This window comes from Nocardioides flavescens, assembly GCF_009823805.1.
In the GTDB taxonomy this organism is placed as follows: domain Bacteria; phylum Actinomycetota; class Actinomycetes; order Propionibacteriales; family Nocardioidaceae; genus Nocardioides; species Nocardioides flavescens.
Genome location: NZ_WUEK01000011.1, coordinates 1 through 12,517, shown reverse-complemented (window position 1 = coordinate 12,517; position 12,517 = coordinate 1). Strand labels below are relative to the sequence as shown.

At 72.4% G+C, this 12,517-nt stretch carries 14 protein-coding genes; 10 read left to right on the top strand and 4 right to left on the bottom strand.

All coding sequences use genetic code 11. From position 1 onward, the window contains the following. Window positions 1–12: 12 nt before the first annotated feature. The gene (locus GRQ65_RS24095; RefSeq protein ID WP_202388271.1) at window positions 13–918 is read right to left on the bottom strand and encodes an ABC transporter permease; all 906 of its coding nucleotides are present in this window, start codon (window positions 916–918) and stop codon (window positions 13–15) included. After that, window positions 911–1,816 carry an ABC transporter ATP-binding protein gene (locus tag GRQ65_RS16510; RefSeq protein WP_337191801.1) on the bottom strand — a complete coding sequence of 302 codons (906 nt, stop codon included), beginning with the start codon at window positions 1,814–1,816 and terminating at the stop codon, window positions 911–913. The genes GRQ65_RS24095 and GRQ65_RS16510 overlap by 8 nt, the downstream gene beginning before the upstream one ends. Before the next feature lie 113 nt (window positions 1,817–1,929). Between GRQ65_RS16510 and GRQ65_RS16505 the strand changes: the two genes are divergently transcribed. From GRQ65_RS16505 to GRQ65_RS16495, 3 genes are read left to right on the top strand one after another with little or no spacing between them, the layout of a single operon-like run. After that, window positions 1,930–2,550, top strand: a complete 621-nt coding sequence (locus GRQ65_RS16505) for a hypothetical protein (protein ID WP_160879099.1) — start codon at window positions 1,930–1,932, stop codon at window positions 2,548–2,550. Further along, complete coding sequence (locus GRQ65_RS16500; protein ID WP_160879098.1) at window positions 2,547–2,975, top strand: hypothetical protein; 429 nt, start codon at window positions 2,547–2,549, stop codon at window positions 2,973–2,975. Before GRQ65_RS16505 ends, GRQ65_RS16500 begins: the two co-directional genes overlap by 4 nt. Before the next feature lies 1 nt (window position 2,976). Continuing rightward, the gene (locus GRQ65_RS16495) at window positions 2,977–3,804 is read left to right on the top strand and encodes a hypothetical protein (protein WP_160879097.1); all 828 of its coding nucleotides are present in this window, start codon (window positions 2,977–2,979) and stop codon (window positions 3,802–3,804) included. 13 nt (window positions 3,805–3,817) lie between these two features. Here the strand turns inward: GRQ65_RS16495 and GRQ65_RS16490 are convergent, their stop codons facing one another. Then, the gene (locus GRQ65_RS16490; RefSeq protein ID WP_160879096.1) at window positions 3,818–4,804 is read right to left on the bottom strand and encodes a hypothetical protein; all 987 of its coding nucleotides are present in this window, start codon (window positions 4,802–4,804) and stop codon (window positions 3,818–3,820) included. Between the two features lie 63 nt (window positions 4,805–4,867). Here GRQ65_RS16490 and GRQ65_RS16485 point away from each other — a divergent pair, with 63 nt between their 5' ends. Then, complete coding sequence (locus GRQ65_RS16485; protein ID WP_202388270.1) at window positions 4,868–5,266, top strand: hypothetical protein; 399 nt, start codon at window positions 4,868–4,870, stop codon at window positions 5,264–5,266. Window positions 5,267–5,368: 102 nt separating this feature from the next. Here the strand turns inward: GRQ65_RS16485 and pgm are convergent, their stop codons facing one another. Beyond that, window positions 5,369–7,015, bottom strand: a complete 1,647-nt coding sequence (gene pgm, locus GRQ65_RS16480) for a phosphoglucomutase (alpha-D-glucose-1,6-bisphosphate-dependent) (RefSeq protein ID WP_160879094.1) — start codon at window positions 7,013–7,015, stop codon at window positions 5,369–5,371. Window positions 7,016–7,107: 92 nt separating this feature from the next. On the opposite strand from pgm, the gene GRQ65_RS16475 reads away from it, so the two are divergent. From GRQ65_RS16475 to GRQ65_RS16455, 6 genes are all read left to right on the top strand, one after another. Continuing rightward, window positions 7,108–8,607, top strand: a complete 1,500-nt coding sequence (locus GRQ65_RS16475; protein ID WP_160879093.1) for a permuted SH3 domain-containing protein — start codon at window positions 7,108–7,110, stop codon at window positions 8,605–8,607. Next, on the top strand, window positions 8,604–9,305 hold the full coding sequence (locus GRQ65_RS16470; protein WP_160879092.1) for an ATP-binding cassette domain-containing protein: 702 nt from the start codon (window positions 8,604–8,606) through the stop codon (window positions 9,303–9,305). The genes GRQ65_RS16475 and GRQ65_RS16470 overlap by 4 nt, the downstream gene beginning before the upstream one ends. After that, window positions 9,302–10,609, top strand: coding sequence for an ABC transporter permease (locus tag GRQ65_RS16465; RefSeq protein ID WP_160879091.1), 1,308 nt, complete (start codon window positions 9,302–9,304; stop codon window positions 10,607–10,609). Before GRQ65_RS16470 ends, GRQ65_RS16465 begins: the two co-directional genes overlap by 4 nt. A gap of 8 nt (window positions 10,610–10,617) precedes the next feature. Continuing rightward, window positions 10,618–11,100 (top strand): hypothetical protein, encoded by a 483-nt coding sequence (locus GRQ65_RS16460; RefSeq protein ID WP_160879090.1) that lies wholly within the window; start codon window positions 10,618–10,620, stop codon window positions 11,098–11,100. 25 nt (window positions 11,101–11,125) lie between these two features. After that, window positions 11,126–11,581, top strand: a complete 456-nt coding sequence (locus GRQ65_RS22215) for a hypothetical protein (RefSeq protein ID WP_202388269.1) — start codon at window positions 11,126–11,128, stop codon at window positions 11,579–11,581. 140 nt (window positions 11,582–11,721) lie between these two features. Then, window positions 11,722–12,384 (top strand): VC0807 family protein, encoded by a 663-nt coding sequence (locus tag GRQ65_RS16455; protein WP_160879089.1) that lies wholly within the window; start codon window positions 11,722–11,724, stop codon window positions 12,382–12,384. The last annotated feature ends 133 nt before the right edge of the window (window positions 12,385–12,517 follow it).

The window sequence follows — 12,517 nt, the reverse complement described above, 5'->3', positions numbered from 1 at the left end:
CCACGATGCTGCTCACGGCGACACCCTCCGGTAGCGCGCCAGCAGCGCGGCGACGCTGCCGGCGACGACGAGGACGACGACCGCTACGTAGAGCGCGCCCATCGCGGCACCCGCCGGCGGCGTCGGCGTCGCCCGGGGGACGTCGAAGAGGGCGCGCTGCACCCCGTTGACCAGCGTGAACGGCGAGAACAGCCCGGCGACCTCGCCGACGCGGGGGTGGCCGGTGCCGACCGCGATGCCCTGCACGGTGGTGACCACGGTGTAGCTGACCAGCAGCACCACGATCACCCCGGCGACGGCGAGCCCGCGGCGCACGGTGAGCGCCGCGACCAGCGCCGAGAGGCACGACAGCAGCAGGGCGAGCAGCACCGCGCCGAGCATCCCGCCCAGGAACCTCCCGGTCTCGCGCCCGGCCGGCAGGTCGGCCAGCAGCCCGCCGAGGTAGAGCAGCAGCAACGGCACGCCGATCAGCACGAGCGTCGCCGCGGCCAGCGAGGCGAGCCGCACCAGGACGTAGACGGTGCGCGGCATCGGGCGGGCGAGGTAGAGCGTGATCGAGCGGAACCGCAGGTCGCGCGAGATCAGCGCCGGCGCCTGCGCGGCGACGAAGACCGAGATCAGCAGCTGCGTCGTGAGCGGGTAGGTCGAGTAGCTCACGATCTGCGCGTCGAGGCCGAGGACGTCCTTGGCCTGCACCAGCACCCCGACCAGGATCAGTGCCGGCAGCAGCATCATCGCGAACAGCGTCATCGGCAGCACCTTCGAGCGCCCCGAGCGGCCGAGACCGAACGTGTTGCGCAACCCGGTGACGAAGAACGACCAGGCGATCTCGCGGCCGCCGAGTCGCGGCCCGGCGTAAGGGCGGTAACCCAGGTCGTGGATGACGCCGCTCGGACGCCCGTCGGAAGAGTCAGCCACGGAACACGTCCTCGATGCGGTGGTGGCGCTCCTGCATCCGGACCAGGCCGAGCCCCAGGTCGACCACGAGGTCGCGCACGACGTCGCGGGTGGCGTCGTCGCGCACGTCGACCTCGACGAGGGTGCCCTCGGCCGGTCGGGCGGCGTACCCCGCGTCGACGAGCGCCTGGCCGAGCAACCGGTCCGCGCCGGTCGGGCCCTGCACCTCGACCAGCAGGCTGCCGGTCGCGCCGAGGAAGTCCGCGGTCGCCGAGGCCTGCAGCAGCCGGCCGCCGTCGAGCACGACGACGTGGTCGCAGACCCGCTCGAGCTCGCCGAGCAGGTGCGAGGTGACCAGCACCGCGATGCCGAACTCGTGGCCGATCCGGTGCACCAGCGCCAGCATGTCGTCGCGCGAGGACGGGTCGAGGCCGTTGGTCGGCTCGTCGAGCAGGACCAGCTGCGGGTCGTGGACGAGCGCCTGCGCGAGCTTGGCGCGCTGCTTCATGCCGGTGGAGTAGCCGCCCATCGGCCGGTAGCGCTCCTCGGCGAGCCCCACGTGGCGCAGCACGTCGGAGGCGCGCTCGCGGGCGGCGGCGTACGGCAGCCCCGACATCTGGCCGAGGTGGACGACGAGGTCACTGGCGGAGACGTCCGCGGGTAGGCAGTCGTGCTCGGGCATGTAGCCGACCCGGGCGCGGATCGCGGCGCCCTCGCCCACGACGTCGTGGCCCAGCACCCGCGCACTCCCGCTCGTGGGCTCGACGAGCCCCAGCAGGATCTTGATGAACGTCGACTTGCCGGCGCCGTTCGCGCCCACCAGGCCGGTGACGCCGGGGCCGACGGTGACGTCGAGGTGGTCGAGCGCGGTCACCGACGGATAGCTCTTGGTGAGCTGCACCGTCTCGATGACCGTCACGGTGACCACCCTAGGGTGCGGGGCGGGCGCGTTTGGTCGCAGACCAGATGGGCATGACGGCAGGAGACCACGACGTCCCGCAGCACCGGCACCCCCGGTGGAGAGGCACCGAGATGAGCACCGCAGTGCGTCCGGGCATGCAGGCCCGGCTGAGGGTTCAAGGGCTGGCGCGTCCGGACCGGCCGCTCGACCTCGAGCCCCGCTGGGGCCAGGACGTCACCGGGAGCCTGCGGCTCCTGGTCGATCGCACCGGCTGGGTCTGCGATGTCGCCGTCGAGCAGGTGCCCGAGGAGCTGCGCCAGGTAGCCGTCCTGGAGTCCGCCCTGCGGGCCGCGATCGCCAGTGCGATGTGGGAGCACCTCGCCGCTGAGGCCCGTCAGCTCGCGGAGGAAGGCGACGAGAGGGATCTCGAGACCGGCCGCGCTCTGCTCGAGGGCCGTGTCACGGTCTCGGTGCCACCCGTGCGCCGCGTCGAGCGCACCTCCGTCGAGGAGCTGCGCGCGGCGGTGGCCCGTCGGGGTCCCCTCGCCATCGCCGTCGACGAGCGGCTGGACCGCACCAGCACCGGTCGTTCGCGCGAGGGAGAGGTGACCGTCGTCCTGGGGTGGATCGACGGTCTCCAGTCCGTCGTCGTCGACGCGGGCTGGCTCCGCACCACTCAGGCCTCGATGCTGCGCTACGCGCTGCGCGAGGCGTTCCAGGCAGCCTCGGACGCAGGAGATGAACGCGCGTGACCTTCCCGTTCCCCTTCCCTCTGGACCCGACCCAGCCCTCGCCCTGGAACCCTCCGGACTGGAACGTCCCCGAGAACCCGACCGGCTACGGCGAGCCGCACCCGCCGAGCGGCGGCTTCAGCGTCGACGCGAAGGAGCTCCTCGACGCATCGAAGGTCTGGGACGACGTGGCCGGCACCCTCAAGACCGTGTGGGACGGCATCCAGGAGGGCTGGGGCTACCCCGGGCTGTTCGGGAAGTACGACATGCTCCAGGTCAGCGGGACGCTGCACATGCACCTCAACCAGGCGCTGGTCAACGCCGCTGCCGACGGGCACTGGATCACCCAGGGACTCGCCGACGGACTGGTCGAGGTGGCCAACGACTTCGAGGACACCGACACGACCCAGGGTGAGAACTTCCGATCCCTGAGGAAGCGAGCCTGAGGTGGCCCAGCCCAGCAAGGACCCCGAGGTCTTCCTCACCCAGATCGACGACGCGCTCGACGACGTCAGCGCCAAGATCGGTCAGTACTTCGAGGCCGTGGCCACGAGCGTCACCTCCCACCTCGACCTCATCGGCGGCCTCACCGGCGGTCTCGCCGGCTACTTCCTCGGCAAGCACCTCAAGGAGCAGTGCGAGGACAAGATGAAGGAGATCAGCGAGCTCTGGGACAAGGTCGCCGGGCAGATCCGTCAGGACGTCGGTTCGATGCTCGGCGACCCGCTGAAGATGTCGGGCATCTCGAGTGCCTACAAGGACGCCGTCACTGCTCTCGGGGAGCAGCACGGCAAGGTCGAGCAGGCCAACGCCTACCTGGCCGACAGCTGGTCCGGCAACGCCTACATCGCCTACACCAACATGTCGACCTCCCAGCTCGAGGCGATCCAGGGCATGTCCGACATGCTCAAGGACGCCGCCGATCTGCTCGACGACCACGCCGTCGAGTTGCTGTCGTTCTGGAACAAGCAGCTCCAGAACGTCCTCGACCTCGCCACCGACGTCGTCGGCCTCATCGGCGAGCTGGGCAACGTCGGCAACTGGCCGACCGCCGGCGCGGGCACGGCGATCAAGGTCATCGCCGCGGCAGGATCGTCCGCGACCACGATCCTCACCGACACCAACCAGTACATGATCGACCTCAACGTCGGCCGCGCCGGCGACTGGGACAGCCTCACCGCTACCTTCGGCGAGCGCGGGTTGCCGGGCAAGCAGTGGCCCGACTACTCCGACCTCGACAAGGGCAACATCAACGGGCCCTGGAAGCCGAGCTGACCGGTTCTCGGTCTCAGCCGACCGCGGTGGTGCTGGAGACCGTCATCGCGGCGTTCGCAGGACCGGACCCCGACACCTTCGTGAGCGCGAAGGTCCGCCTGATGCCCACCTCCGAGGCGGCGGCGCCGCCGGGGAACACGACCACGCCCTCACCGAGGCCGTCGTCGGTGGTGCCGACGGTCGAGACGGTCGCGACGGGCTCGGCACCGTTCAGCGTGATGGTCTCTTCCGCGGAGGTCGCGGCGTAGGTCGAGCCGTCGGGCGCGGTGACGTCACCAGGGTCGACGCTCACCTCCACGACTCGCCACGGCACGTCATCGGCCCAGCCGGGTCCCGCGACGTACGCCGCCTCGCCGAGCGCGAGGCGGCAGCTCAGCGCGGGGGCGTCGACCTGCGTCACCTCGGCGACGCCGGTGACGACGACGTCCGCACAGGCCTGGTCAGCCGGCTCGTCCGGCGCGTCGTATAGGGACCGGGCGATCGCCGGGACCTCCCGGTCCTGACCGTCGACGCTGGCGCGCTGGGTCAGACCGTCGTAGTCGATCGCGACCGACAGGTCGCCGTCGGCGGGGACGGCGACGTAGGCCGCCCCGGTGCGCCGCCAGCGGTCGTCGATCACCGTCGGCTCGTCGCCGGCGACGAGCGAGAGCGAGGCGGGAGCGGTGCCCGGCCCGGCCACCGAGCGCTGGAACGTCGAGGTGCCGGCCGAGTCGACCTCCCAGGTCACCGGGACCAGGCGGGCCCCGCCTGCCGGGCTCAGGTCGCGTTCGCCCAGGGTGTCGGCCGCAGGGACCTCGTCGAGGGGGGCACCCACGGTCACCGTCAACCGGCCCTCCGGCAGCTGCAGCTCGAGCTCACGCGTGCCGGTCGCGCCGGTGTCGATGGCCTCTTCCTGGGCGCGGACCACCTCGCCCGGCTCCACGTCGTCAGCACCGATCAGGCCACAGGCGGTGAGGGGTAGCAGCGTGGCCGCGAGGAGCAGCGTGGTCACGGGGCGCATGTCGGACAGCATGCCCATCCGGGCGCGCGGTGCAACCTGGGACCGGTGCGAGAGGCTGGACCCATGCGGTTCACCGAGCGGGAGCTGACCCTCGCCCTCACCGGGGCGGCCAAGAGCGTGCTCGCGGCCCAGGACAAGTCGGTGCGCAAGGGCCGGCGCACGGCCGACGAGGCGTGGGAGGAGCTGAGCAAGTTCCAGCGCTTCCAGCTCCTCGACGGCCTCGGCGACCAGCTGCTCGGAGTGCTCGTGGCGCTGCCCGATCAGGAGGTCGCGGTCGGCACCCGGCCGACGTACACCGACGAGGAGATCGCCGCCGCGGTCGAGGAGCGCCTCACCGAGCCCGCCCGCGGCATCAAGCGCACCGTCGTCGTCAAGGCCCGCGTCGCGCTCGTCCAGCTCGCGCTCTCCCACGTGCCCCCGCGGGCCGACCCCGACGCCCTGATCGTCCCCGACCACCTCTGAGCCCGTCGGGTGGTTTCGAGACGGCCGTAGCCGGCCTCCTCAACCACCGGGTCGGTCCTGGTCGGTGGTTGAGGAAGGACGAAGTCCTGTCTCGAAACCACCTCAGCCCAGGGCGGCGGAGACCACCTCGCGGGCGGCCTCCTGCACCTCGGCGAGGTGCTCGGGGCCGCGGAACGACTCGGCGTAGATCTTGTAGACGTCCTCGGTGCCGGACGGACGGGCCGCGAACCACGCCGACTCGGTGGTCACCTTGAGCCCGCCGATCTTGGCGCCGTTGCCGGGCGCCTCGGTCAGCTTGGCGGTGATCGGCTCACCGGCCAGCTCGGTGGCGGTGACCGCGTCGGGGCTGAGGGCCGACAGCGCGGCCTTCTGCTCGCGGGTGGCGGGGGCGTCGACGCGGGCGTACGCCGGGTCGCCGTGCTGGGCGACCAGGTCGGCGTAGTGCTCGCTCGGGCTGCGGCCGGTGCGGGCCAGGATCTCCGAGGCCAGCAGGCACAGGATGATGCCGTCCTTGTCGGTGGTCCAGGTGCTGCCGTCCATCCGCAGGAACGACGCGCCGGCGGACTCCTCGCCGCCGAAGCCGAACGAGCCGTCGATGAGGCCGGGCACGAACCACTTGAACCCGACCGGCACCTCCACCATCGGCTTGCCCAGGGAGGCCGCGACGCGGTCGATCATCGAGGAGGAGACCAGCGTCTTGCCGATGCGGGCGGACTCGGGCCAGTCGGGGCGCGCGCCGCCGAACAGGTGCTGGATGGCGACGGCGAGGAAGTGGTTGGGGTTCATCAGTCCGGCGTCGGGGGTGACGATGCCGTGGCGGTCGGAGTCGGCGTCGTTGCCGGTCGCGATGGAGAAGTCGTCCTTGCGGGTGATGAGCGAGGCCATCGCAGACGGCGAGGAGCAGTCCATCCGGATCTTGCCGTCCCAGTCGAGGGTCATGAACCGCCAGGTGGCGTCGACCAGCGGGTTGACCACCGTGAGGTCGAGGCGGTGGCGGGTGGCGATCTCCTCCCAGTAGTGCACCGACGCGCCCCCGAGCGGGTCGGCGCCGATGCGCACCCCCGCCTCGCGGATCGCGTCGAGGTCGACCACCGAGGGCAGGTCGTCGACGTAGGTGCCGAGGAAGTCGTACGCCGCGGCCGCGGCGCGGGCCTTCGCGAACGACACCCGACGCACGCCGTCGAGGCCCGCGGCGATGTAGGCGTTGGCTGCCTTCGCGATCACCGCCGTCGCGTCGGTGTCGGCCGGCCCGCCGTGGGGCGGGTTGTACTTGAAGCCGCCGTCGCTCGGCGGGTTGTGCGAGGGCGTGACCACGATGCCGTCGGCGAGCCCCGAGCCGCCGTCGAGCGACTTGCCGCGGTTGGCGCGGATGATCGCGTGGCTCACGGCCGGCGTCGGGGTGTAGGCGTCGCGGTCGTCGACCAGGACGGTGACGTCGTTGGCGGCGAGCACCTCGAGCGCGGTCGCCCAGGCCGGCTCCGACAGGCCGTGGGTGTCGCGGCCGATGAAGAGCGGGCCGTCGTAGCCCTGGTCACGGCGGTAGTCGCAGATCGCCTGGGTCGTGGCCAGGATGTGGGTCTCGTTGAACGCCGTGCGCAGCGACGAGCCGCGGTGCCCGCTGGTGCCGAACGCGACCTGCTGGTCGACGTCGTCGGGGTCGGGCACGCCGGTGTAGTACGCCGTCACCAGGTGGGGGACGTCGACGAGGTCCTGGGGCTGCGCGAGCTGTCCGGCGCGGGGGTCTGCCATGCGCCCATCATGGCCTGCCCGGCCCCCCTCTCACACCCTCCGCACAGGCTGCTGCGGGGTTCCTGACGGGTGCGCACGATGGAGTCCGGGCCGTGAGAGGTGTGGTGGCGCGGGTGCGCCGGGGCTGGGTCGTGAACGCCGTGATCGTGCTGGCCCTGGTGGCTGTCGGGGTGATGACCTTCCGGGTCGTCGACGGCGGCGACCCGGTCGCGGCGACCACGGCGCAAACCGTCACAGTCGACACCGGCTCGGTGCAGGCCACGGTCTCGGCCAGCGGCAACGTCGAGGCACAGAGCACCGCCGCCGTGTCGTTCGAGGGCGACGGCGGCACGGTGACGGCGATCCTGGTCGACGTCGGTGACGAGGTCACCGCAGGCCAGGCGCTGGCGCGGGTGGACCCGACCGAGGCGCAGCAGGCGCTCGACCTCGCGAACACCTCGCTCGACGCGGCCCAGGCGGGCTACGACACGGTCGCGGCGGGCCGCACGCAGGCCGAGACCGTGCAGGACGAGGCGTCCGTCCGCTCCTCACAGCAACAGCTCGACGCCGCGGCGCTCAGCCTCACCCAGGCCCGCCAGAGCCTCACCGTGACCCGGCACCAGCTCGATGCCGCCGTGACCCGGGCCGAGCGGGCCCTCGCCGCAGCCACGACGACCGAGGACCGAGCGGCCGCGCGCACCGCGCTCACCCAGGCCCGCAACGAGCGCGAGTCGGGCCTGCTGCAGGCCCGCCAGCAGATCGCGCAGGCCGAGCAGTCCGTCGCCGCAGCGCGCACCTCGCTCGCCTCGACCCGCGCCCAGGTCGCGGTCAACGCCGAGGGAGCGACCGACGGTGAGCTGGCCTCCGCCCGCGCGTCGGTCCAGCAGGCGCAGATCACGGTCGACCAGGCGCAGGAGGCGCTCGACGAGACGACGCTGCGGGCGCCGATCGCGGGCACCGTGGCCGCGATCGACGGCAGCGTCGGGCAGTCCACGAGCTCGTCGGGCTCGTCCAGCTCCTCGGGCTCGTCGACGTCCACCTCCGACACGACCTCGGCGAGCACCTCGGGCTTCGTGACCCTCACCTCCACCGACGCGCTCGAGGTGACGTCGTACGTCGCCGAGGCCGACATCGCCGATGTCGAGGTCGGTCAGGCGGCCACGGTCACCCTCGAGGCCAGCGACACCGAGCTCACCGGCGAGGTCACCCACGTCGACACCGTCCAGACCGTCACCAACAACGTCGTGGAGTACGGCGTCACCGTGCGGCTCGCCCGCCACCGCGGGGTCCGGCTCGGGGCGACCGTCCAGGTCGTCGTCACCACGGGCCAGGCCGACGGTGTCACCCGGGTCTCGAGCTCGGCGCTCACGACGGTCGGCGACCGCACCACGGCCTCCGTGCTCGACGACGACGGCAGCACCCGCACCGTGGAGGTGACCACCGGTGTGCACGGCGACACCGACACCGAGGTGCTGAGCGGGCTCGAGCCCGGCGACCGCGTCGTGGTGGCCGCCAGCGACGACTCCGGCACGGGCGGGTTCACGTTCCCCGGTGCGGGCGGCGGCGGTGCCCCCGGCGGTGGCGCTCCTGGCGGCGGGGTGGGCGGACCGTGAGCGGGCCCGTCATCGAGTTGCAGCGCGTGACCAAGACCTACGGCACGGCCGACGCCCAGGTGCACGCCCTCGCCGGCGTCGACCTGGTGATCCGCCGGGGCGAGCACGTCGCCGTCATGGGCGCCTCGGGGTCGGGCAAGTCCACGCTGATGAACATCGTCGGCTGCCTCGACACGGGCTCCACCGGCCGCTACCTGCTCGACGGGGTCGACGTGCGCCGCCTCGACGACCGGCAGCTGTCCTGGGTGCGCAACCGCAAGATCGGCTTCGTCTTCCAGAGCTTCAACCTCATCGCCCGCACGTCTGCGCTGCGCAACGTCGAGCTGCCGCTGGCGTACGCCGGCGTCCCGGCCGCCGAGCGTCGCGAGCGGGCCCTCGCCGCGCTCGACCGGGTGGGGCTCTCCGCCCGGGTGCGCCACCACCCCTCGGAGCTCTCGGGCGGGCAGCAGCAGCGGGTCGCGGTCGCCCGCGCCATCGCGACCGACCCCGTCCTCCTCCTGGCCGACGAGCCGACCGGCGCCCTGGACACCCGCAGCACCGCCGACGTGCTCGACCTCTTCGACGAGCTCGCCGCAGAGGGACGGACCCTGGTCGTCATCACCCACGAGGACGAGGTCGCCGAACGCGCTCGCCGGGTCATCCGGATGAGCGACGGGGTGGTCGTGTCCGACCGGTCGCAGCGGGCGCTGGCCGGATGAACGTCCGCGAGGTGCTCCGGTTCGCCTGGCAGGGCGTGACGGCCAACAAGCCCCGGTCACTGCTGACCACCCTCGGAGTCCTGATCGGGGTGGCGGCCGTGATCGTGCTCGTCGCGGTCGGCACCGGCTCGAGCCGCGCCGTGCAGGACCAGATCAGCAGCCTCGGCACCAACACGCTCACGGTCTCCGCCAGCTCGACCGCCGCCGGCGGGCGCGGGGGCGGCGGAGGTGGCGGCGGGGGTGGCTTCGGCGGACCCGGCGGGGGCGGCTCCGCCGACTCGACCAGCCAGAACGCCACCTCGACCCGCACCCCCGAGCTCACGATGGCCGACGCCGAGGCCATCTGGCAGGCCGCCGAGGACGGCGACGCGTCCGCGGTGCTCGGCGTCGCGCCGGTCGTCAGCGCCTCGTCGGTGACCGCGGCCTACGACGGCGCCTCGCACGCGGTGTCGACGTTCACCGGCAGCACTCCGACCTACCTGCGCATCGACAACACCTCGGTCACCGACGGGCGCGCGTTCACCGACGCGGAGTACGAGGCGCACGCCCGGGTCGCCGTGGTCGGGACGTCGGTCGCCGAGGACCTGGTCGGTGACGACGTCGACGCGCTGGTCGGGGAGACCGTGACCTTCGACGGCGTCGAGTTCCAGGTGGTCGGCATCCTGGAGAGCAAGGGCAGCACCGGGCCCACCGACTCCGACGACCGGGTCGTCGCCCCGGCCACCGCGGTGCAGGACACCCTGTCCGGCTACGGCGCCCTCGGCTCGATCGTCGTGAAGGCGAGCTCGGCGGACACCGTCGACCTCGCCGAGACCCAGCTCTACGCCGTGCTCGACAGTCGGCACGGCGTGACGTCCGACGACCGGGACTACTCGGTCTCCAACGCCTCGTCGTTCCTCGAGGCCGCCACCGAGTCCAACAAGACGTTCACCGTGCTGCTCGGGGCGGTCGCCGCGATCTCCCTGCTGGTCGGCGGCATCGGCGTCATGAACATCATGCTGGTGACCGTCACCGAGCGGACCCGCGAGATCGGCATCCGCAAGGCGATCGGTGCCCGGCGTGGCGACATCGTCGGCCAGTTCTTGGTCGAGGCCGTGCTGCTGTCCCTGCTGGGCGGGCTCCTCGGGGTCGTCGCCGGTCTCGTCGGCTCCCGCTTCGAGATCGTCGGTGTGCAGCCCGTCGTGGCGCCGTACTCCGTGGCGCTGGCGTTCGGGGTCGCCGTGCTGATCGGCCTCGTCTTCGGCTTCTACCCCGCCCACCGGGCCGCGTCGCTGCGACCCATCGACGCCCTGCGCTACGAGTGAGGACCACCGTGACCGACCCGACCGACCGTCCCGACGACGAGGCCTGGCTCGCCGAGCCGCCACGACGCTCACGCGTGAGGCGGCTGCTCGTGGCACTGCTCCTCGCCTCGTGCGTCTTCTGCGCCGGCGCCACCGTGCAGCAGCGATGGGGGTCCACGACGGCTGCGCTCCCCGCAGGCGGCGCGACGGGTGCGGCGGGAGCGATGGGCCGGATGGGCCAGGGCGGACCGCCCGGTGCTGCGTCGACGGACACCGAGTCGACGGGCTCCGCGTCCTCTACGACCACCCCGTCTCAGGACGACGCGCCCGCCGTCATCGGCACCGTCACCGCCACCGACGGCACGACCTGGACCGTCACCGACCTCGGCGGCACCGCTCACCAGGTCGTCGTGACGGCCGACCTGCGAGTCGGCGCCGGCACCACCGTCTCCGTCGTCGGCACCACCGACGCCCAGGGCCTCGTCACCGCGACCTCCGTCACCGTCCGCTGAACCCCACCACCAGGAACGAGAAGCGATGAACCACCTCCTGCCCCGCACCACCTCGACACGGCTCCTCGCCGCTCCGGCCGCGGTGCTGCTCGCGGTCGCGCTGGCCGGGTGCGGCTCCGACGACAGCTCGGACACCGTCTCCACCGGGACAGCGAGCAGCGCCCCCTCCGGTGGCGCCGCCTCCGGCGCGCCTCAGGGCGGCGGGTCGCAGTTCGAGGCGATCCAGAGCTGCCTCGAGGCGGCGGGACTCGCCGATGCCCTGCCGACCGACGTGCCCACGGACGTACCCACGGACCGGCCGACCGACATGCCGACAGACATGCCGACAGACATGCCCTCGGGGGCGCCGTCGGGAGGCCCAGGCGGGCCCGGCGGCATGAGCGACCTGGCCTCGGACCCCGACGTCCAGGCGGCCTTGGCCGCCTGCGGCATCGAGCTGCCGAGCGGCGGACCGGGCGCCGCGCAGTCGTCCGCAGAGTAGCTGCGGTCAGTGCTCGACGGGCCACGAATGCCGGCAGTGTGGCCGGCAGACGACACGACGCGCCAGACCGGTCGTCGGCCTTTCGGCCTGTGGACAGCGATGGGGCAACGCTCAGGAATCTGTGCGACTGTGATGTGACCATGACCTGCTCGGAGCGACGTGTCCTGCTGCGCGAAGTCGCGCGCCGCACCACCGTCAGCATCAGCGTGGGCTGCCTGATCCCCGGGGTGCTGTTCTACTCGCTGTTCATCGTCGGGGGCGTCTGGCCCGCGATGGGCGCGGCCCTGGCCTGGACCTACGGCGCGCTGATCTGGCGCCGCGCCACCCACCGCCCGGTCTCGGGGCTGCTGGTGCTCGCGGCCGGTGTGCTGACGCTGCGCACGATGGTGTCGATCGCGGCGCACAGCCCGTTCCTGTACTTCCTGCAGCCGGTGCTCACCGACGTGGCGATCGGCATCGCGTTCCTGATGACGCTGCTGAGCAGCAAGCCGATCATCGCCCGCATGGCCCCCGACTTCTACCCGCTCGACGACGAGGTCGCGGCCCGCCCGGGCGTGCGCCGCCTCTTCGCCGGGCTCACCGCGCTGTGGGGCACCGTCCTCATCCTCAAGGGCAGCATCATGCTCTGGGTGCTGACCAGCAGTTCGACGGACACCTACGTCCTCGTCCGTGGTCTCACGGTGCCGCCGACCAACGTGCTCACCATCGCCACCACCATCGCGCTCGCCCTCTGGGTCGCCAAGCGCGAGGGGCTGCTCAACCCGGCGCCCGTCGCCCGGCCGGAGCCCCTCCCCGTCGCCTGACCATCCGGTCCGGTGGTTGAGGAAGGACGGAGTCCTGTCTCGAAACCACTACCTGAGGTCGAGCGGTTTCGAGACGGTCGCTAGCTGTGATGTCCAGCCAGGTTGGTCAACCGGGTGATGGGTGGGACCTTGC